Source organism: Micrococcaceae bacterium Sec5.1, from assembly GCA_039636795.1.
GTDB lineage: Bacteria > Actinomycetota > Actinomycetes > Actinomycetales > Micrococcaceae > Arthrobacter.
On sequence record CP143430.1, the window covers coordinates 1,664,370 to 1,683,878 of the forward strand.

General features: G+C 61.0%; 20 protein-coding genes and 1 tRNA gene. 14 read left to right on the forward strand and 7 right to left on the reverse strand.

Translation table 11 applies throughout. The features are described 5' to 3' along the window. Nucleotides 1–47: 47 nt before the first annotated feature. Nucleotides 48–1,277: a multidrug effflux MFS transporter gene (locus VUN82_07685; protein XAS73706.1), complete on the reverse strand. Its 1,230-nt coding sequence runs from the start codon at nucleotides 1,275–1,277 to the stop codon at nucleotides 48–50. A gap of 176 nt (nucleotides 1,278–1,453) precedes the next feature. Here VUN82_07685 and VUN82_07690 point away from each other — a divergent pair, with 176 nt between their 5' ends. The 6 genes from VUN82_07690 to VUN82_07715 all read left to right on the forward strand — a co-directional run bounded on the left by VUN82_07690 (nucleotide 1,454) and on the right by VUN82_07715 (nucleotide 6,876). Continuing rightward, nucleotides 1,454–2,302 (forward strand): phage holin family protein, encoded by an 849-nt coding sequence (locus VUN82_07690; GenBank protein ID XAS73707.1) that lies wholly within the window; start codon nucleotides 1,454–1,456, stop codon nucleotides 2,300–2,302. A 48-nt stretch (nucleotides 2,303–2,350) separates the two neighbouring features. After that, complete coding sequence (locus VUN82_07695; GenBank protein XAS73708.1) at nucleotides 2,351–2,974, forward strand: CDP-alcohol phosphatidyltransferase family protein; 624 nt, start codon at nucleotides 2,351–2,353, stop codon at nucleotides 2,972–2,974. After that, on the forward strand, nucleotides 2,974–3,879 hold the full coding sequence (locus VUN82_07700) for a DMT family transporter (protein ID XAS73709.1): 906 nt from the start codon (nucleotides 2,974–2,976) through the stop codon (nucleotides 3,877–3,879). Before VUN82_07695 ends, VUN82_07700 begins: the two co-directional genes overlap by 1 nt. A 110-nt stretch (nucleotides 3,880–3,989) precedes the next feature. Then, nucleotides 3,990–5,186, forward strand: a complete 1,197-nt coding sequence (locus VUN82_07705; GenBank protein ID XAS73710.1) for a glycosyltransferase — start codon at nucleotides 3,990–3,992, stop codon at nucleotides 5,184–5,186. A gap of 84 nt (nucleotides 5,187–5,270) precedes the next feature. Further along, a tRNA-Ile gene (locus VUN82_07710) sits at nucleotides 5,271–5,344 on the forward strand. Between the two features lie 341 nt (nucleotides 5,345–5,685). Then, nucleotides 5,686–6,876, forward strand: a complete 1,191-nt coding sequence (locus tag VUN82_07715; protein XAS73711.1) for an acyl-CoA dehydrogenase family protein — start codon at nucleotides 5,686–5,688, stop codon at nucleotides 6,874–6,876. Between the two features lie 44 nt (nucleotides 6,877–6,920). On the opposite strand, the gene VUN82_07720 is transcribed toward VUN82_07715, so the two are convergent. Beyond that, nucleotides 6,921–7,415: a M23 family metallopeptidase gene (locus VUN82_07720; protein ID XAS73712.1), complete on the reverse strand. Its 495-nt coding sequence runs from the start codon at nucleotides 7,413–7,415 to the stop codon at nucleotides 6,921–6,923. A gap of 408 nt (nucleotides 7,416–7,823) precedes the next feature. On the opposite strand from VUN82_07720, the gene rpsB reads away from it, so the two are divergent. The 6 genes from rpsB (at nucleotide 7,824) to VUN82_07750 (ending at nucleotide 12,714) form a co-directional block, all read left to right on the forward strand. Beyond that, nucleotides 7,824–8,681: a 30S ribosomal protein S2 gene (rpsB, locus tag VUN82_07725; GenBank protein ID XAS73713.1), complete on the forward strand. Its 858-nt coding sequence runs from the start codon at nucleotides 7,824–7,826 to the stop codon at nucleotides 8,679–8,681. 121 nt (nucleotides 8,682–8,802) lie between these two features. Then, nucleotides 8,803–9,639 carry a translation elongation factor Ts gene (tsf, locus tag VUN82_07730; GenBank protein XAS73714.1) on the forward strand — a complete coding sequence of 279 codons (837 nt, stop codon included), beginning with the start codon at nucleotides 8,803–8,805 and terminating at the stop codon, nucleotides 9,637–9,639. Between the two features lie 121 nt (nucleotides 9,640–9,760). Then, nucleotides 9,761–10,498 (forward strand): UMP kinase, encoded by a 738-nt coding sequence (gene pyrH / locus VUN82_07735; protein ID XAS73715.1) that lies wholly within the window; start codon nucleotides 9,761–9,763, stop codon nucleotides 10,496–10,498. A 117-nt stretch (nucleotides 10,499–10,615) separates the two neighbouring features. Beyond that, nucleotides 10,616–11,173 (forward strand): ribosome recycling factor, encoded by a 558-nt coding sequence (gene frr, locus VUN82_07740; protein ID XAS73716.1) that lies wholly within the window; start codon nucleotides 10,616–10,618, stop codon nucleotides 11,171–11,173. Further along, complete coding sequence (locus VUN82_07745; protein XAS73717.1) at nucleotides 11,173–12,108, forward strand: phosphatidate cytidylyltransferase; 936 nt, start codon at nucleotides 11,173–11,175, stop codon at nucleotides 12,106–12,108. The genes frr and VUN82_07745 overlap by 1 nt, the downstream gene beginning before the upstream one ends. A gap of 21 nt (nucleotides 12,109–12,129) precedes the next feature. After that, nucleotides 12,130–12,714, forward strand: a complete 585-nt coding sequence (locus VUN82_07750; protein XAS73718.1) for a DivIVA domain-containing protein — start codon at nucleotides 12,130–12,132, stop codon at nucleotides 12,712–12,714. A 13-nt stretch (nucleotides 12,715–12,727) separates the two neighbouring features. On the opposite strand, the gene VUN82_07755 is transcribed toward VUN82_07750, so the two are convergent. The 5 genes from VUN82_07755 to VUN82_07775 form a co-directional block, all read right to left on the reverse strand. Continuing rightward, entirely contained in the window at nucleotides 12,728–13,420 is a 693-nt protein-coding gene (locus tag VUN82_07755; GenBank protein XAS74643.1) for a hypothetical protein, read from the reverse strand. A 77-nt stretch (nucleotides 13,421–13,497) separates the two neighbouring features. Then, on the reverse strand, nucleotides 13,498–14,964 hold the full coding sequence (locus VUN82_07760; GenBank protein XAS73719.1) for a cation acetate symporter: 1,467 nt from the start codon (nucleotides 14,962–14,964) through the stop codon (nucleotides 13,498–13,500). Further along, nucleotides 14,961–15,323 (reverse strand): hypothetical protein, encoded by a 363-nt coding sequence (locus VUN82_07765; protein XAS73720.1) that lies wholly within the window; start codon nucleotides 15,321–15,323, stop codon nucleotides 14,961–14,963. The genes VUN82_07760 and VUN82_07765 overlap by 4 nt, the downstream gene beginning before the upstream one ends. After that, on the reverse strand, nucleotides 15,320–16,039 hold the full coding sequence (locus tag VUN82_07770) for a LytTR family DNA-binding domain-containing protein (protein XAS73721.1): 720 nt from the start codon (nucleotides 16,037–16,039) through the stop codon (nucleotides 15,320–15,322). Before VUN82_07770 ends, VUN82_07765 begins: the two co-directional genes overlap by 4 nt. Nucleotides 16,040–16,061: 22 nt before the next feature. Next, entirely contained in the window at nucleotides 16,062–17,264 is a 1,203-nt protein-coding gene (locus VUN82_07775; protein XAS73722.1) for a histidine kinase, read from the reverse strand. Nucleotides 17,265–17,474: 210 nt separating this feature from the next. On the opposite strand from VUN82_07775, the gene VUN82_07780 reads away from it, so the two are divergent. Together VUN82_07780 and VUN82_07785 are read left to right on the forward strand one after the other, a co-directional pair. After that, nucleotides 17,475–17,855, forward strand: coding sequence for a DUF485 domain-containing protein (locus tag VUN82_07780; GenBank protein XAS73723.1), 381 nt, complete (start codon nucleotides 17,475–17,477; stop codon nucleotides 17,853–17,855). Beyond that, on the forward strand, nucleotides 17,852–19,483 hold the full coding sequence (locus VUN82_07785; GenBank protein ID XAS73724.1) for a cation acetate symporter: 1,632 nt from the start codon (nucleotides 17,852–17,854) through the stop codon (nucleotides 19,481–19,483). The genes VUN82_07780 and VUN82_07785 overlap by 4 nt, the downstream gene beginning before the upstream one ends. The last annotated feature ends 26 nt before the right edge of the window (nucleotides 19,484–19,509 follow it).

Sequence of the window (19,509 nt, forward strand, 5' to 3'; positions counted from 1 at the left end):
TGGATTGAAGGGATTAGTGGATTGCCGGGATTAGTGGATTGACGGGCCTAGTGGATTGAAGGGACCGTCCGCGGCCGGACCACGAGCCACAGCGCGGCGATGGCTCCGGTGATGCAGACCGCCTGGACCGCGCCCATGGGTACCGCTGAATCGACACCGAGCCAGCCGACCACAGGGGGGACAATGCCCGCCATCATGAATTGCGCCGCCCCGAGGAGCGATGCCGCCGTCCCCGCTTGGGCTCCATGGTTCGCCAAGGAGAGGACCTGGACGCAAGGGAACAGGAAGCCTGTAGCGCAAATGTAGAACCACAGAGGGATCAGGATGCCCCAGAGACCTAGGTGCAGGAGATCGAGCACGATAATCAGGGCCGCCATCAGCAGCATGAACACCGTGGCTCCGGCCACGATCCACTGCGGGGCCACGCGTCGGATCAACCTTGAGCTGATCTGGACGCCAGCCACGATGCCCAGCGAATTGACGCCGAAGAGGAGGCCGTATTCCTGGGGAGAGAATTCGTAAATGTTCTGGAACAGGAAAGTGGAGGCCGACAGGTAAGCGAACAAACCACCGAAGTTAAGGCTGCCTACCATTAACATGCCCACGAAGATCCGGTCCGTCAGCACCGTCTTGTACCGCTGCCGCACTGTGACTGCGGACTTCCCGCGGCGTTCCGCCGGCAGGGTTTCGCGAATGAAGAAGATCGCGGCCAATATCACCAACGTGCCGTAGCAGGCCAGGAAGTAGAAGATACCGGGCCACGGGAACACCAGCAGCAACTGGGAACCGATGATAGGGGCAAGGATCGGGGCAAGCCCGTTGACTAAGGACATCCGGGAGAACATGCGGACCATCGAGTAGCCGTGGAACAGGTCCCGAACCATGGCCATTGCGACGACGCCGCCACCGGCGGCACCGATACCCATGAGCACGCGGAAGAGGGACAGGAACCCAATGTCCGGAGCCAAAGCAGCGCCCAACGATGATCCGATATGAAGGGCAGTGGCGAGGATCAAGGGCAGGCGACGGCCAAACTTGTCGCTGAAGGGACCAACCACCAGCTGCCCAAGGCCAAACCCGACGGTGGTGCCGGTCAGTGTCAGCTGGATAGCCGTGGCTGAAACGCCAAAACTCTCCTCCAGCGCAGGGAACGCAGGAAGGTAGAGATCCACCGTAAAGGGCCCCAAAGCGGTCAGGGCACCGAGAAGGACAATGTAGACAAGCTTTTCGCGTCGGCTCAGAGAATCGCCCGGAGCAATGGGATTGGTCACGATCATCTATCCTATGGCCGTCACATCATATTTATGCAGCTACCTCAGGCGCGCCGCGGTGTCATGGGCGAAAGTTGAGCCGGAACCTGAATGATAGTTTTGAGGACAGGTGCCCGCGGCGATCTCTCTCCGGCCGCGTTCGCCCGACACGATGCCCAGAGGAAGCAGTTAGGCGGAACCCAATGAGTGGACGTCACACCGGCCGGACCAGCACGAGACCAGCCATCCGTACTTTGCCGAAGACCCTCAAGCTCGTTGCCCGTTTGGCTCCCAGGCAACTCAACGATGAGATCGCACTTGCCAAGGTCGAACTCAAGCGCAAGGCCACCCAGGTTGGGGTGGCCGGTGCGTTCTTTGGCGTGGCCCTTGTTTTCATGTCGCTCCTTGTGATCGCGCTGGTGGTGGCCGCGATTCTCGGGTTGGCTACCATCATGCCTGGCTGGCTTGCGGCATTGATCGTCGCAGCAGTCTTTCTCATCATCGTCGCGCTCGGAGCCTTGATCGGCGTCGCCAAGTTCAAGAAGGCCATGCCGTTGATCCCTGAGGACACCATCCGTGGACTCAAGCACGATCTGGGAATTGCGAAGGAAGGCTCGGCCTTCGACGAATCGATCCTCGATCCCAATTCGCCCGCTGCCAAGGCGGCGAAGGCCGCGAAGGAAGCTGCCGCTGAAAAGGCGAAGGCAGAAAAGGCCGCAAAGGAAGCAGCCAAGGAAGCGGACGCCGTCAAGGCACCCACCGAAGCAGAACTCCGCCTGCGCCTGGACAAGCGACGCGAACACCTCACGGGCGTGCGCGATGAACTTGGCGAGCAGTTGGACGTCAAGAAGCAGGGCCAGGCTTTGCTGGGCACGGCCACAGTGAAACTCCAGGAGGGAAAGGACTTTGCTTCAGCGAAGTTCGCTGACCTTGGGGAGGCGGTCCCTGAGGACCTCACAGGACGACTTGCTTCCCGATGGAAGGACCTTGTGGCTTTCGCCGCCGCTGCTGCAGTCTTCGTGGTTGCCCTGCGGAAGCTGCTGAAGAAGTAGCAGCCTGCCGCAGTACCGCACACACTGGAGTAGAGGAAGGGGGACACCATGAGGTTTATCGGTGCTGGTTCGCATCCGGACCGTCCCCAGGTGGACCACGACCTCCTCTTCACTGTTCCCAACATGCTCACAGTTCTGCGCTTCATGGGCGTCCCGCTCTTTGTGTGGTTGGTCCTGTGGCAGAAGGAATACGGCTTCGCTGTGCTCGTGCTGGTCATCATGGGCAGCACTGACTGGGTGGATGGCTACATCGCCCGCCGCTTTGACCAAACCTCCAAGCTGGGCAGGATCCTGGACCCCCTGGCGGACAGGGCGGCGCTCATAGCCGTAGCAGTCACTTTGGCGATTGCCGGCGTCGTGCAGTGGTGGTACCTGGCCGCACTGGTGGTGCCGGACGCCATTCTGGCCATTGCCTCCCTGATCTACTTCCGCAGCCATCCGGACCTTCCCGTGAGCATCATCGGCAAGATCCGCACCGGGTTCCTGCTGGTGGGCACGCCGTTGCTGGTTCTTTCCAAATTGCCGATTCCCTACACGGACGCCTACTTCGCCGCCGCCTGGGTTTTCCTCGGCCTCGGACTGCTGGGCCACTGGATCGCGGCCTACAACTACTACTGGGCCATCCTGCGTAAAGGAAAAGAACTGCGGGCCAACGACGGCGGACACGGCTGATGGTGTGGCTGGCGGTTTTCCTTGCCGTGCTTGGTGCCTTTTTCCTTGCCATTGGCGCCCAACGCCAGGGAAGCGCGGTCAAGGCCGATACCGGCGGCCTGGCCCTGAGTTCCAACGGGTTCCTGCGGCTTCTACGCAATCCACGATGGATGCTTGGGCTCTTGCTGTTGTGTCTGGGCATGGTGATGAATGCGATCGCCCTTGTATCGGCACCCCTGACGGTGGTGCAGCCGATTGGTGCGATCGCACTGGTCATTACCACTGTGGTCAATGCCAAGGACCAAGGCCTGAGCATCAACCGCGCCACCGTAGTTGCCATTACCGCCTGCGTCACCGGGTCCGCCTTGTTCGTACTCCTGGCTGTGTTTGTCACGCAGGAAAACCACCACGTCAGCGCTGCAGACGAACTGACAATCGTGCTGCTCCTGGCCCTGGCCGTGGGTCTTTTCGGCACCCTTGCAGTGTTGTTCAAACACCGCATGAGCGCCTTCGTATACATTGTGGGAGCTGGCGTACTCTTTGGCTTCGTGGCCGTCCTGACCCGGATCATCGGCAAGCACCTCCTGGATCCCAACGGCCTGTTCCTGCTCAATGTGCAGTGGTACACGCTCATTGCCATCGCGGCCGCCGGCGGCCTTGGTTCCTGGTTCGTCCAGAGCGCGTATTCAGGCGGCCCTCCGGATCTGGTTATTGCCGGACTCACGGTGGTGGACCCCATGGTGGGCATCGCCATCGGCATCGTCATCCTTGGTGAGCTTCGTCCCGATGTCCAGCCTGTGATGGCAATCAGCATGGCCGCCGCAGCTTCCCTTGCTATCGTGGGGGTTATTGCCTTGAGCCGGCACCATCCGGAAGTCACCAAGCGTAAGAAGGACGCGAAGGCGGCTGCAAGCCGGAAGGCCTAGGCAAAGCTTTATCTTGCGCCACCGCTTCCCAGCGGTCCGGCAACCCGGCGACACCACAGCATTGATCCGTTCAGCGCTGTTCCGCACCGTGACCATCAGGAGTTCTCCACGTGACCATTCCCGACACCAACAAACCCCTTACCATCCTGATCGCGGCGGACACCTACCCGCCGCACATGAACGGTGCTGCGCAGTTCGGCTACCGCCTGGCCAAGGGTATGACCGCGCGTGGACACAACGTGCACGTGTTGGCCTGCCGTCCGGACACGGGCAAGAGCTACACGGAGTTCCGTGACGAGGCCACAGTGCACCGCCTCCGCTCGCATGGAGTGTTCACCCACGAATACTTCCGCATCTGCTTCCCTTGGGAAATCAAGAAGGAAATCAGTCTCCTGTTCGACAAAGTCCAACCCGACGTGGTGCACATTCAAAGCCACTACATGATTGGCGAACACGTACTCTATGAGGCTGTAAAGCGTGGCATCAGGGTTATTGCCACCAACCACTTCATGCCTGAAAACCTGAACCCATTCCTGCCTTTCCCGCAGTGGTTCAAGGACATCGTGGGCCGCATCTCCTGGAAGGATATGGGCAAAGTGATGGGCCAGGCGGACGTCGTCACCACACCTACCCCTCTGGCGGCGAAGGCCATGCACCAGCACGCGTTCCTTCGTAAGGTCCTGCCATTGTCCAACGGCATTGATTCTGCCGCCTATGAGCTTCAGCCGGGCGAGACGATCGAACCCCATGCCAATCCGACTGTTCTTTTCGCGGGACGCCTTGCGGAAGAGAAACACGTCAATGTGCTGATCGACGCCGTTGCCAAGACCCCGCGCGAACTCAACGTCCAGCTCGAGATCGTGGGCGGCGGTGAAGTCCGCCCGGCCTTGGAAGCACAGGTGGCCAAGCTTGGCTTGGGGGAGCGGGTGAAATTCCTTGGACTGGCAAGCGATGAAGAGCTGCGCGAGGCCTACATCAAGGCCGACATCTTCTGCATGCCAGGCACCGCAGAACTTCAATCGTTGGTGACACTCGAAGCAATGTCTGCCTCCACTCCGGTGTTGTTGGCTAATGCCATGGCACTCCCGCATCTGGTCCGCGATGGCGAAAACGGGTACCTCTTCACACCGAACGACAGCACGGAGCTCGCGGCGAAGATCACCAAGCTGGTGGAGCTTCCCGAGGACCAGCTGAAAGCCATGGGCAAGGTAAGCCGCGAGATGGTGGAGCCGCACAGCATCAACGGGACACTCCAGACGTTCGAGGACCTCTACCGCGGGGCTTCCTATGAGGACATGGTGGTGTGACAAAAGCACTCTTAAGTAGCTATTAGTATTGCTAGAGTGCATTTGCCCCAACTGCTGCTTCCTAGCGGCCGGGGGGGGCGTCACGGGGCTATAGCTCAGCTGGTTAGAGCGCGGGACTCATAATCCTAAGGTCCTCGGTTCAAGTCCGAGTAGCCCTACCTTTACACAGGAGCCGTGGTTGGCGTTTCATACGTCAGCCACGGCTCTTTTCTGTACTCTGGCGACGCCCGAATTCTTCAGCGCCTTGCCCGCGGGCTGATGACGCGTAAATCCGGGCGTCGCCAGCCCCTTTCGTGGGCACCAAGGAATTTGCGTGGCGCCGGCTGATCCGCCGGGTAGGAGATCGCGCTGTGAAAATCCCTGAAGCCTGAATTACTCCATCCGTCTCGTTGCGGTGAACCGTGCAACTGCGGTATGTTACTCATCAGTAACTTACTACTCGCCGGTAACTTCCGGGGCCGTGACGTGGTCGCAGGTGACCACCCTTGAAGGAGCGCACATGTCCAACGATGCATTCGATGCCAACAACCTCCCCTATGCCGATGGTGACTTCTACGCCTTTGAGCAGATGCTGACGGGCAAGGAGCAGGACCGCCTGGCCGAGGTTCGGGAGTTCCTGGCCCGCGAGGTCAAGCCCATCGCCGTGGACTGCTGGAACCGCGCTGAGTTTCCGATGGAGCTCATCCCCAAGTTGGCGGAAATCGACCTCGTCAGCCCTGTGCGCCGGCAAGGCTGTTCGAATCTGTTCGCGGGCATCCTCCATGCGGAAGTGACCCGCGCCGATGCTTCCATTGCGACGTTCATGGGTGTCCATGATGGTCTGTTCACCGGCTCCATCGAAACCCTTGCTTCCCAGGAGCAGAAGGACGCCTGGCTGCCGGACATCTACTCCCTGAAAAAGATCGGCGCCTTCGGGCTGACCGAGCCCCTGGGTGGTTCCGATGTGGCCGGAGGTACCCGGACCACCGCACGGCGCGATGGGGACCATTGGATCCTCAACGGTGCCAAACGCTGGATCGGCAACGCCACGTTCTCTGATTGGGTGGTTATCTACGCCAGGGATGTGGCCGACAACCAAGTCAAGGCATTCCTCGTGGACACCACACTGCCCGGCTACTCGGCAAGCAAGATCGAGAACAAGGTCTCCCTGCGTACTGTGCAGAACGCGGACATCATCCTGGACAACGTGGTGGTGCCTGACTTCTTCAAGCTGGCCAACGGCAACAGCTTCCGCGATACCAACAAAGTCCTCAAGGTGACCCGGCTCGCCGTCGCCTGGCAAGCCGTGGGACTTCAGCTCGCTGCCTTCGATGTGGCCCGAGCCTACGCGGTGAAGCGCCAGCAATTTGGCAGGCCCCTGGCGGCCTTCCAGTTGGTGCAGAACCAGTTGGTTCAGATCCTGGGCAATGCGGTGGCATCAATGGGCATGATGGTGCGGTTGGCCCAGCTTGAGGATGCGGGGGTTGCAAAGGACGAGCAGTCAGCGTTGGCGAAGGCGTTCACTACCGCCCGCATGCGGGAAAGTGTTGCCCTTGGCCGCGGGATCCTGGGTGGCAATGGCATTGTCACGGACTACGAAATGGCAAAGATCTTCTCCGACGCGGAGGCCATCTACTCCTACGAAGGCACGCACGAGATCAACACCCTGGTGACCGGACGCGCCATCACGGGAGTTTCGGCCATCGTGTAGGTTTTCTGCCATCGTCCAGGTACAAAGCCCCGCACCAATGCCCTCTATTCCAGCGGCAGCAGGATGGATGGCCTCAGATCCTCCACGAATCCCAAAGGGTTGACGTAATCCTCGCCGCGGCGGACGCCCCAATGTATGCAAGCAGTAGAGCTGCAGTGTCCGGGGACCAGGGAGCCGATAACCTGGCCCTTTTGCACGGCATCTCCGGGCTTTAGGTCGCTGATCACCGGCTCAAAGCTGCTGCGAAGGCCCTCGCCATGATCGATCGTCAGGACCGGACGGTCAACCACGACGCCGGCAAAGGTCACCACGCCATCGGACGGCGAGGTGACCGGGGCGCCGTCGAACGTTGGCCCCAGGTCCACGCCGCGGTGTCCGCTCAGCCACGGCTTGTCCGGCGGATCGAACGCGCGAAGGATGGCGGGCTTGGGGGAGAGTGGCCAAGCCCACCGCTCCTCTGCCGGCGCCGTTGCACCCGGGATTCCGGCCAGGGTGGCGGCGAGGACAAAAGTGGTTATGGAGAGCTTCAAAATGACCATGTACCAAGGCTTTCGGCTCACGCATTGCCGTGCCATCCCCGGGCTTCCCTATGTGGACAACATCGCGTTCGGGCGGTCAAACGAGTGGTGCTGCTGTAGTACACTTGGTGGAGCAGTTTGCTGTGCCCTCAAGCTAGTTCAGAAGCATGTCTCATTCAGATATGTGAGGGTCCAGAGCTGACTACGCGTATCCAGCCCTCCACCAGCGAAGCCTCTTGGCTTTAGGCTGCGGAGGATTGTGCCTCTTGCGGTCCGGTTGAGCCTTATGGCCCCACATCGGATGAGAAGTGCAATGGATGCCAGGAGCCGCGCCCGTCCGGGCAAAGGCTAAACAACCGTCAACTATTGGCAGGGTAAGAGCAGCCCCATGGGCTCTCTCATGAATGACCTGCCGGAAGGAGCGTCGGCATGCCCGTCGTAACTATGCGCCAGCTGCTTGACAGCGGCGTCCACTTTGGACACCAGACCCGTCGTTGGAACCCGAAGATGAAGCGCTTCATCTTCACGGAGCGCAACGGCATCTACATCATTGACCTCCAGCAGTCGCTGTCCTACATCGACCGCGCCTACGAGTTCGTCAAGGCTACTGTCGCCCACGGCGGCACCGTCCTGTTCGTCGGCACCAAGAAGCAGGCTCAGGAAGCAATTGCCGAGCAGGCTACACGCGTTGGCCAGCCGTACGTGAACCAGCGTTGGTTGGGCGGTATGCTCACCAACTTCCAGACCGTCGCCAAGCGTATCCAGCGCATGAAGGAACTCGAAGAGATCAACTTCGAGGACGTCGCCGGCTCCGGTTACACCAAGAAGGAGCTCCTGCTCCTCAAGCGCGAACTCACCAAGCTTGAGTCCAACCTCGGTGGTATCCGCAACCTGACCAAGGCCCCGTCTGTTCTGTGGGTTGTTGACACCAAGAAGGAACACCTTGCTGTCGACGAAGCCAAGAAGCTGAACATCCCGGTTGTTGCCATCCTGGACACCAACTGCGATCCCGATGAAGTTGACTTCCCGATCCCGGGCAACGACGACGCCATCCGCTCCGTCAACCTGCTTACCCGCGTTGTTGCCGACGCCGTTGCTGAGGGCCTCATCGCCCGCAACCAGCGCGCCACCGGCACCACCGAGGCTCCGGAAGAGCCGCTGGCCGAGTGGGAGCGCGAGCTCCTCGAAGGCAGCAAGACTGAAGAAGCTCCGGCCGCCGAGGCTGCTGAAGCTCCCGCTGCCGAAGCTACTGAAGCTGCAGCCGGCGAAGCCGAAGCAACCAAGTAAATTTGGACCTTCCCTGAGACCGGAGACGGCATCGGGGGCATCTGACAGGATGGCGGCTCACACGGTGGGCTGCTGTCCTGTCAGTCCGTAATCACACAACTTTCTAGACAGAGGGGTTCACATGGCGAACTACACTGCTGCTGACATCAAGGCCCTGCGCGAGCGCACCGGCGCCGGCATGATGGACGTCAAGAAGGCTCTTGACGAAGCCAACGGTGACGCCGAGAAGGCCATCGAAATCATCCGCATCAAGGGCCTCAAGGGCGCTACCAAGCGCGAAGGCCGCTCCACCGCTGAGGGCCTGGTTGCTGCCAAGGTTACCGACGGCGTGGGCGTAATGATCGAGGTCAACTGCGAGACCGACTTCGTCGCCAAGGCTGACAAGTTCATCCAGCTGGCTGACAAGGTCCTCAACGTTGCAGTCGAGTCCGGCGCTGCCGACCTCGAAACCCTGCTCGCCACCGAGGTCGACGGCAAGCCGCTGTCCGAGATCGTCATCGAAGAGGGCGCTGTCCTCGGCGAAAAGGTTGTTGTCCGCCGTATTTCCCGCGTTGAGGGCACCACGGTTGACGCTTACCTGCACAAGACCTCCAAGGACCTTCCTGCACAGGTCGGCGTCCTGTTCGCTGTTGATGGTGAAGGCGAAGCCGCTGCCACCGCAGCACACGACATCGCCGTCCACGTGGCAGCCATGGCTCCGAACTACCTGACCCGCGATGACGTCCCGGCCGAACTGGTCGAGTCCGAGCGCCGCATCGCTGAAGAGACTGCCAAGGCTGAAGGCAAGCCGGAAGCTGCCCTCTCCAAGATTGTTGAAGGCCGTGTGACGGGCTTCTACAAGGGTGAGGTCCTGGTTGACCAGGCATTCGCCAAGGATTCCAAGAAGACCGTTGCACAGGTCCTCGAAGAATCCGGCGTCAAGGCAACCGCAGTATCCCGTTTCCGAGTCGGAAACTAGTAATTCATGAAAAGGGGTGGTCACTTCGGTGGCCGCCCCTTTTTCATGCACCCGTCCGGGTAGTATCTGCGCGGACCCACAGCACGATAATCTAGCCAGAATCCACCAACGGGAAGGCACCATGGAAACCGTCAATACTGCAATCCAGCCCGAGAAGACCCGGCGCCGTGTACTTCTGAAACTTTCCGGCGAGGTCATCGGCGGAGGCAAGCTCGGCGTCGATCCTGAGACCGTCCGCGCTATCGCCAAGCAGATCGCTGCTGCCGTCGCTGACGTCGAAGTAGCCATTGTGGTTGGCGGTGGAAACTTCTTCCGCGGAGCCGAACTATCCCAGAGCGGCATGGACCGTTCCCGTGCGGACTACATGGGCATGCTTGGCACGGTCATGAACTGCCTCGCGCTGCAGGACTTCCTGGAGCAGGCGGGCGTCGAAACCCGCGTCCAGAGCGCCATCACCATGGGCCAGGTGGCAGAGGCGTACATTCCTCGCCGGGCCATCCGTCACATGGAAAAGGGCCGCGTGGTCATCTTCGGTGCAGGAGCCGGTCTGCCGTACTTCTCCACGGACACAGTAGCTGCACAGCGTGCGCTCGAAGTCCACGCCGACGTCGTACTGATGGCCAAGAGCGGTGTGGATGGCGTCTACACCGCAGATCCCAAGAAGGATTCCTCCGCCGAAAAGCTTGATGTCCTCAGCTATGACGACGCCCTGCGCCGGGACATCCGTGTCATGGACCAGACAGCCATGACCATGTGCAAGGACAACAACCTGTCCATGGTGGTCTTTGGCATGGAGGGCGAGGGCAACGTTACCCGCGCCATCCTGGGTGAAACGCTGGGAACCCTGGTTACTCCCTAGCAGCGGCTAGGATATTTCTAGGACCGTCCGCCCCTCGTGGCGGATCTTTACTGTGCATTCCTGTAACGTGCATTGCCGCCCGCAGTTGGGCAGCGACTATTTTCTGAGGAGAAACCCGTGATCGAAGAGACCTTGCTCGAAGCCGGCGAGAAGATGGACAAGGCGGTTGAGGTAGCCAAGGAAGATTTCGCCTCGATCCGTACGGGCCGGGCAAACCCCGGGCTCTACAACAAGGTGATCGTGGAGTACTACGGCACACCCACTCCGCTGCAGCAGCTCGCATCCTTCGCAGTTCCGGACGCACGGACCATCCTCATCACGCCGTACGACAAAACGGCACTGCGTGACATCGAGAAAGCCTTGAGCGACTCCGAGGTTGGCGCCAACCCCTCCAACGACGGCAACATCATCCGTGTCACCATCCCGGAGCTCACCAAGGAGCGCCGCAAGGAATACGTCAAGATCGTCAAGGGCAAGGGTGAAGACGCCAAGGTCTCCATCCGCAGCATCCGCCGCAAGGCCAAGGACGCTATCGACAAATTCGTCAAGGACGGCGACGCCGGCGAGGACGAAGGTTCACGCGGTGAGAAGGAACTCGACGCCATCACCAAGCAGCACGTCGACAGCATTGACGAACTGCTCAAGCGCAAGGAAGCCGAGCTGCTCGAGGTCTAATGAACCAGGCAGAGCCGGCACCCGCTGGGCGGGTCCCGACACGCGATACGAGCAAACGCGTCAGGCGTCTGCGAGGGAACCCGACGCCGAAGGCAGGCCGTAATCTTCCGGCAGCCATCGGCGTCGGGCTTGCCATGCTTTTCGCCGTGCTTGGGGGACTGCTGTTCCTCCCGCTCGGATTCGTCCTGCTCACCACATCGTTTGCGGTGCTGGGCGTTTGGGAAGTTTTCAGGGCCCTTGAGGCCCAGGGGACCAGGATGCCGATCATCCCAGTGATGATCGGAACCCTGGTGATGCCTGTTTCCGCCTACTTTGGCGGTTTGGAAGGCTTGTTGTTCACCATGACGGCAAGCTGCGTCGCAGTGCTGCTGTGGCGCTCCATTGAGAGTGCCGCAGGTGCCCCCCGCAGCGTCTTCGCGGGTGTCTTCACTCTCGCTTGGATACCGTTCCTGATCAGCTTCGCCGCGCTCCCGCTGCATGCCAGCGGCGGCGCGACTCCGGTCGGCTTGTGGCCGGACGGCATTCCAGGTGGAGCCTGGCAGATCGCCACCATGCTGCTCCTGGTCGTATCGAATGACACGTTCGGTTACATCGTGGGCGCCTCCTTCGGGAAGCACCCGATGGCACCGAAAATCAGTCCCAAAAAGTCCTGGGAAGGATTTGCCGGTTCTGTCGCAGGCGCCATGATCATTGGTGTTCTTGCGTGTGTCCTCATGTTGGACAAACCGTGGTGGGTTGGCTTGGTGCTGGCTACCGGCATGGTTGCTGCTTCGACGGCGGGAGACCTCGCCGAGTCCATGGTCAAGCGCGAACTTGGCGTGAAGGACATGAGCAGCATCCTTCCCGGCCACGGTGGTGTCATGGACCGTTTGGACTCGATCGTCTTCGCGGCCCCTGTAGCCTATGTTCTGTTCGCGCTGCTGAGCGGCGTCTGACACCCCGATGAAGGAAAATTAGTGACTTTGGATATTCGTCGCCAGATTCCCGCAACGTTCGACCGCGTTGAGCGCAGCAAGTATGGCTATAACGCCAAGCAAGTGGATGCGTTCCTTAGCCGTGCCAGGACTTCTTTCGAGAACCCTGTGGGTGCCGCCGATCAAGTGGCCAGCACGGATGTACGCGATGTAGCTTTTGACCCGGTCAAGGGTGGTTACGACGCCAACAGCGTCGACGCCGCGTTGGATCGGCTTGAAGACGCTTTCGCAAGGCGGGAACGCGATGACCTCATCAGCCAGCAGGGCGAGGAAGCCTGGCTCCGGCAGATCGGTAAGCTCTCCGGCATCCTTCGCGGACGGCTGCACCGGCCCGACGGCGAACGATTCCGCCGCCCGGCCAAGAAGAAAGTCCGCAGCTACAACGTCCAGGACGTGGATGCACTCTGTGCCGAACTCATCGGTTACCTGGAACACGACCAGCCCCTCAGCGTGGACACCGTCCGCCGTGCAGTCTTCCGCGCCGCCAAGGGCGACGAAGGCTATGACGAGGCCCAGGTGGATGCATTCCTTGATCGTGTGGTTGAACTGATGGCGGCCATCGACTGAGAAGGCCTCCAAACTAACGTGGTGTTGGGGAGATGGGTGGGTTGTTCTTCCACACATCGAGGTAGCGGCGCCTCCCTCGAGCCAGCACTGTAACGAAAAAAGCCAGTGCTGCCACGACGGCAACGCCCACCGCGACAGCGGCTGGCAGTCCTGCCACCAACAGCGCCGAGCCAACCAACAAGGCGATCAGTGCTGCGTTTACAGTTGCCATGAATATCATGCTGCTGCCGGCCACTTGGCTGAAGTCCTTCCTATCTCCGAAGAAGTAGTACGTACGCTTCGAACCTTCTTGGTCGTCGTGGGATCCAGCCATAAGGTACTTCGCCATGCCAGGGTCCAGCTCCACGTACGCGGCTCGCAACCGGTTCATGGCGATGACGTACATCAGATCCTCCATTCCGACGCTGATGACGCGTATGTGGGTTAACAGCCCCACCATGAGGTCGATGGTGAGGATGGTCAGCGCGAATGCCCTGAAGGCTTCGGAGAATTGCGTAGCTTGTCCCACCAGGGCAACACTCAGCAGGCTGGCCGATGTGAACGTCAGGAACATGCTGATGCGCGTGAGTACCTCACCTTGTGTAGTGCTTCTTGAAGCAAGAAGACTCCAGTGTTCGGTGGCCAGCAGCTGGGCCCTGATGCTGGGCGACAACGCCGGTAGGGTCATGGGCGGTTCGGGGCTGGCTGCACCCGGTTCCTCGGACATGGCGTCATTGTCCACCTTGCGCCATGCCCGGACAACAGGGTGCCAATACAACAGGGCGCCGCCTTGTGTGCAGCTTCCTAGCGTTCGGTAGCCACTGGCCGTTCTGGAACGTGCAGGCGGGACATGACGCGGTTCACGGAAGCCGGCACACGGTTCTTGGTCCAGACGGAGACTGCCACCGTCACTGCGAAAGCAGCGGGGACCGTCCATGCAGCCGGTTGCGCCAACCAGGCAGGAGCATTGCCCTGGCCCATGACAGTGCCCATCACCATGGCCCCGCCACACAGCAGCGCACCGGTCACCATCCCCGCAATTGCCCCGGCATCGGTCAGCCCACGCCACCAGATTCCCAGCAGCAACACGGGACAAATGGTGGAGGCCGTAAAGGCAAAGACCAGTCCAACGCTCCCGGCCAAGGCCAGAGTGTCTGTCATGAAAGCAAAACCCAAAGGCACGACGGCGGCAAGCAGCGCCGCGAGGCGGAATCCCCGGACGCTTCCTCCGAAGAGGTCCTGGCTGATAACGCCGGAGAGCGAAACCACCAGCCCGGACGTGGTGGACAGGAATGCGGCGAAGGCGCCGGCGACTACGAGTGCTGAGAGGAGTTCACCGGCTGTTCCACCCACGAGCTTGCCGGGCAACAGCAGGACCAAGGCATCGGCTTGTCCGGATTGTGCCAGTTCCGGGGCGAAGATTCTTCCCAGAGCGCCGGACAGCGTGGGGAAGAGATAGAACACAGAGAGCAGTCCAAGGACGATCAATGTGGTGCGGCGTGCCGATTGTCCATCTGGATTTGTGTAGAACCGTACCAGGACGTGCGGCAGGCCCAACGTCCCGAAGAGCAGTGCCACCAGGAGTGAAATGTTCTGGTAGGCGCTGGCGGCTGGCTGGCCAGTGGGATTGACCGGGAGTTGGGCTTGGTGCGGGGTGTCGTTTCCAGCCAGCACCAGGAGCACGAAAATCACGGGAACGGCCAACGCAGTCAGCTTGAGCCAATACTGGAAAGCCTGAACGAACGTAATGGACCGCATCCCACCAGCCACCACAGTGAGGCACACCACCAGCACCACCGCCGTCGAACCTACCCACGACGGCAGTCCCGTGGTGATGCGGATGGTGAGCGCAGCGCCATGAAGCTGGGGCACGATGTACAGCCAGCCGACGGCCACCACTACCAGGCTTGTGACGCGTCGAACCATCCTGGAATCCAGGCGCGCCTCGGTGAAATCCGGGATGGTGTACGCGCCAGAGCGCCGCAGGGGAGCGGCAACGAAAAGCAACAGCATGAGGTAACCAGCGGTGTAACCAACAGGGAACCACAAGGCATCGGTTCCGGACAGCAGGATCAGTCCCGCGACTCCCAGGAAGCTCGCGGCGGAGAGGTATTCGCCGCCAATCGCTGAGGCATTCCACCACGGCGGAACCGTGCGCGAGGCAACGTAGAAGTCTCCAGTAGTGCGTGAGATGCGCAGGCCGTAGAAGCCGATGACCGCCGTCGTGATCGAAACTGCCAGAAAGGCGACCAAACCAACAGCAGGGTTCACTTGTCCTCCACGAGGTCCCGATATCGGGCTTCATTGCGTGCGGCCGCGCGGTTGTACAGCCAGGCGCTCAGGCCGATCACGGGGTAGATCCCCAGCCCCAGCAACAGCCAGTCGAGCGGAATGCCCAGGATCCGAGTCTCGGCCACCCCTGGTCCGAAGACCAGCAATAGGGCGAAGGCAGCGAGAATCAGCAGGAAGCCGCAGGCCACCACCAAGGCGAGCCGCAGTTGCGAGCGGATGAGGGAACGGACGAAAACGCGTCCCGCGTCCGAATCCTCGGCGACTTCGCCGCCGTAAGGGAACCGGGTGGGGGTCGGTATGGCTGCTTGGTGTGGTGCCGTGACCCGAACGCGCGTCATCCTTGAGGCCGGATGCGGGTGGATTGCAGCTTGTCACGCACCGATGGCAGGTGGCGCCGGCTAATGGGCAGTTCCGCGCCAGCCACTCTTACGCTGGGGGCAGTCGCAGAAAGCTTCAAATGCCCCACATGGTCCAAGGCAATCAGGTAGCTGCGGTGGATCCGGATAAAACCGGCTTCGGCCCACTTCTGTTCCAGATCGCTGAGCGGGACGCGGATCAGGTAACTGGCTTCGGCTGTGTGCAGCCTGGCGTAATCGCCCTGCGCCTGCACGTAGCTGACATCATCCCGACGGATCATGCGGGTAGTGCTTCCCAAGTCCACCGTGATCATTTCGGGAGCAGGAGCGCCGTCCTTGATCAGCTCGCTGATCCGGTCCACGGATCGTGCCAGCCGCTCGGCACGGAGCGGCTTGAGGAGATAGTCGATGGCAGCGAGGTCAAAGGCCTCCAACGCGCAGTCTTCGTCAGCGGTGACAAACACGACGGCGGGCGGGCTGCTGCTGCGCGCGATGGCGCGGGCGATGTCCAAACCAGATAGGGCCGGCATATGGATGTCGAGGAACACGGCGTCAACGGACTCCCGTTCCAGGATCCGTAAAGCCTCGGCCCCGGACGAGGCGCGATGGATGGTGCCAATGCGCGCATCCCGCCCGAGCAGGAAAGCGAGCTCCTCCACGGCGGGCAGTTCGTCATCAGCGACGAGCACGTTGATCATGATTAAAGATTAGCCCCGTGTGTCAGGCGTCATGTCCGGGCTGGGATTTGGGGACCCGCATGGTGATCAGCGTTCCTTCACCTGGAGCCGTTTCGATGACGAGGCCGTGCTCGTCCCCATAGACCTGCCGCAAGCGGGCGTCCACGTTGCGCAAGCCCACGTGCTCACCGTCTGTATGTCCGGCAAGCACGGACCGCAGGTGCTCCGGGTCCATCCCCACGCCGTCGTCCTCGATAGTGACCTCGGCGAACGCGCCGGAATCGTTTGCGCAAATGGTGATGTGTCCCGGGCCTTCCTTCGCCTCAAGGCCGTGCCGGACCGCGTTCTCCACCAGCGGTTGCAGACTAAGGAACGGTATGACCGTGCTCAGCACCTCGGGTGCGATCCGAAGGCTGACCTGCACGCGCTCGCCGAACCTGGCCCGTTCCAGAAGAAGGTAGCGGTCGATGCAGCGCAGTTCCTCGGCCACCGTGGTGAAGTCGCCGTGCCTTCGGAAGGAGTACCTGGTGAAGTCGGCGAACTCCACCACGAGCTCCCTGGCCCGGGCGGGATCAGTATTGATGAAGGAAGCGATCACATTCAAGGAGTTGTAAATGAAGTGCGGGCTGATCTGGGCACGAAGCGCACGGACCTCGGCCTCCATCAGCAGGGTCCGCGAAGCCTCCAACTCAGCCAGCTCAAGCTGGGCGGCAATCCAGTCAGCCACTTCGCTGGTGGCCCGTACCAGCCCGGCTCCAGCCGAGGGCGCAAGGGCTGCCACCGATCCGACTACTTTGGAGCCGGCACGGATGGGGGCAATGACAGCACTGAAATCGTGGTGGCCGTGCTCGGATTTTGCGGACGCAGAATGGCCGGCGTGGGGCACCACGGCAGTTCGGCCCGTCGCCAGCACCTCCGCGGCGAGACGCATGAGGGAAGGCCGCAGCTCCTCCGCAACCCCATCCCAGGCAAGGACCGTATCGGTGTCCGTAATGGCCAGCGCGTCGCAGCCGAGGAGCATTCGCAGTTGCTTGCTCGCCTTGGCCGCGCCAGAGGCTTGCAGTCCGCCACGCAGGTGCTGCCCTGCACGCGAGGCCGCGTGAAGTGTGTTGTAGGTGGCCCGCTCAGCGTCCGTGCCCAGGTCCCGGAAGGAGCGGATCACCTTCAGTCCAACACCCACGACGACGGCGACGGCCAGCACGATCACGGCGATCGCGGCTGCGGTGAAGAGCGGGGAGTCAGGCATAGAGCCAGCGTAGCGGGATGCTCGATCACTTCCTGCGCCGTTTTTCCCGACGTTCTCTCATATCCCACCGTTCGGCGCAGCATCCTGACCGTTGGGCGACGGTGGCAGCTGGTTCTCTGGAACCACTGGCACGGCGCGTTCGATAGTGATTGCAGTCACATTGGCAAAGCGTGTGGAGCTGATGTGGACACATCACAATCAGGAGGAACCATGGGTAATGAGGCCCAACCCCAGGACGCAACAGCGTCGGTGGACTTCCAGGAAGTCCAGCAAACGGAACGGTTCAAGACGCTGCGCAAGCGGCACCGCAGTTTTGTCTTCCCAATGGCAGTGGCGTTCCTGCTTTGGTATTTCGCCTACGTTCTCTTGGCCGACTACGCCGTCGGCTTCATGTCCATCAAAGTTTGGGGCAACATCAACGTCGGCCTGATCCTCGGACTGCTCCAATTTGTCACCACGTTCGGCATCACCGCTTGGTACGTGAGCTACTCCAACCGGAAGCTGGACCCCATCGCTGCCGAGATCCGCAACGAGATCGAGGGCCACCAGTTCGATAAGGACGGCAATGTGATCAGCAGGGCAGCCAAATGACCACGAACCACATCAGCACCCTTGTCCCCGCGGTCAACGTCGCCGCATTGAAGGATACGACGCTGCTCAACATGGGTATTTTCGCGCTCTTCGTGGCCGTCACCATGGTGATCGTCTTCCGGGCCAGCAGGAACAACAAGACCGCGGCGGACTACTATGCGGCCGGCCGTTCCTTCACCGGTTCACAGAACGGTACAGCGATCGCGGGCGACTACCTTTCGGCGGCCTCGTTCCTGGGTATCACTGGCGCCATTGCTATCAACGGATATGACGGTTTCCTTTACTCCATCGGCTTCCTCGTCGCATGGTTGGTGGCCTTGCTCCTCGTGGCCGAGCTCTTGCGCAACACCGGCAAGTTCACCATGGCCGATGTCTTGTCGTTCAGACTTCGCCAGCGGCCGGTCCGAATAGCAGCAGCCCTCTCCACCCTTGCGGTTTGCTTCTTTTACCTCCTAGCGCAAATGGCGGGAGCCGGTAGCTTGATTTCGCTCCTCTTGGGCATCAGCGACTGGGGCGGACAAGCTTTGGTGATTATCGTCGTCGGCGCCCTGATGATTATGTACGTCCTCATCGGAGGCATGAAGGGCACCACCTGGGTGCAGATCATCAAAGCCATCCTGCTGATCGCAGGCGCTGCAGTCATGACTGCCTGGGTGCTCGCGATCTACGGATTCAATCTCTCCAATTTGCTCGGTTCCGCGGCCGAGGCCGCCAACAACCCTGCCGTTCTCAACCCAGGCCTGCAGTATGGCAAGACGGAAACGTCCAAGCTCGATTTCATGTCCTTGGGCTTGGCATTGGTCCTCGGCACTGCTGCCCTCCCACACGTTTTGATGCGTTTCTACACGGTTCCCACAGCCAAGGAAGCACGCAAATCCGTGGTCTGGTCGATCTGGCTGATCGGCCTGTTCTACCTGTTCACGCTGGTACTGGGCTACGGTGCAGCAGCTTTGGTTGGAGCAGATACCATCAAGTCCGCACCCGGCGGCGTCAACTCTGCCGCACCCCTGCTGGCCTTCCACCTCGGTGGGCCGCTGCTGCTCGGCTTCATATCCGCCGTCGCTTTCGCCACCATCCTTGCAGTGGTAGCGGGACTGACCATCACAGCGGCGGCGTCCTTTGCCCATGACATTTACGCCAATGTCATCTCTAAGGGCAAGGCCGACGCCACCACAGAGGTCAAGGTGGCCCGGCGCACCGTAGTGGTCATCGGTATTCTCGCCATCCTCGGTGGAATCTTCGCCAACGGCCAGAACGTCGCCTTCCTGGTGGCTCTTGCCTTCGCAGTGGCAGCTTCGGCCAACCTGCCAACCATCGTCTACTCGTTGTTCTGGCGGAAGTTCACCACACAGGGTGCCGTATGGAGCATGTATGGTGGCTTGGGTTCGGCCATCCTGCTCATCGCGTTCTCGCCCGTGGTCTCGGGTGCAAAGACGTCCATGATCCAGGGAGCCAACTTCGCGTTCTTCCCGCTGAGCAACCCGGGCATCGTATCCATCCCCCTCGCCTTCCTGCTGGGCTGGCTGGGGACCGTCCTGGATAAGCGCCGTGAGGATCCGGCCAAGCAAGCGGAGATGGAAGTCCGCTCACTGACTGGTATCGGTGCAGAGAAAGCGGTGGATCACTAAAGTTCAACAAGAATGAGGCCAAACAC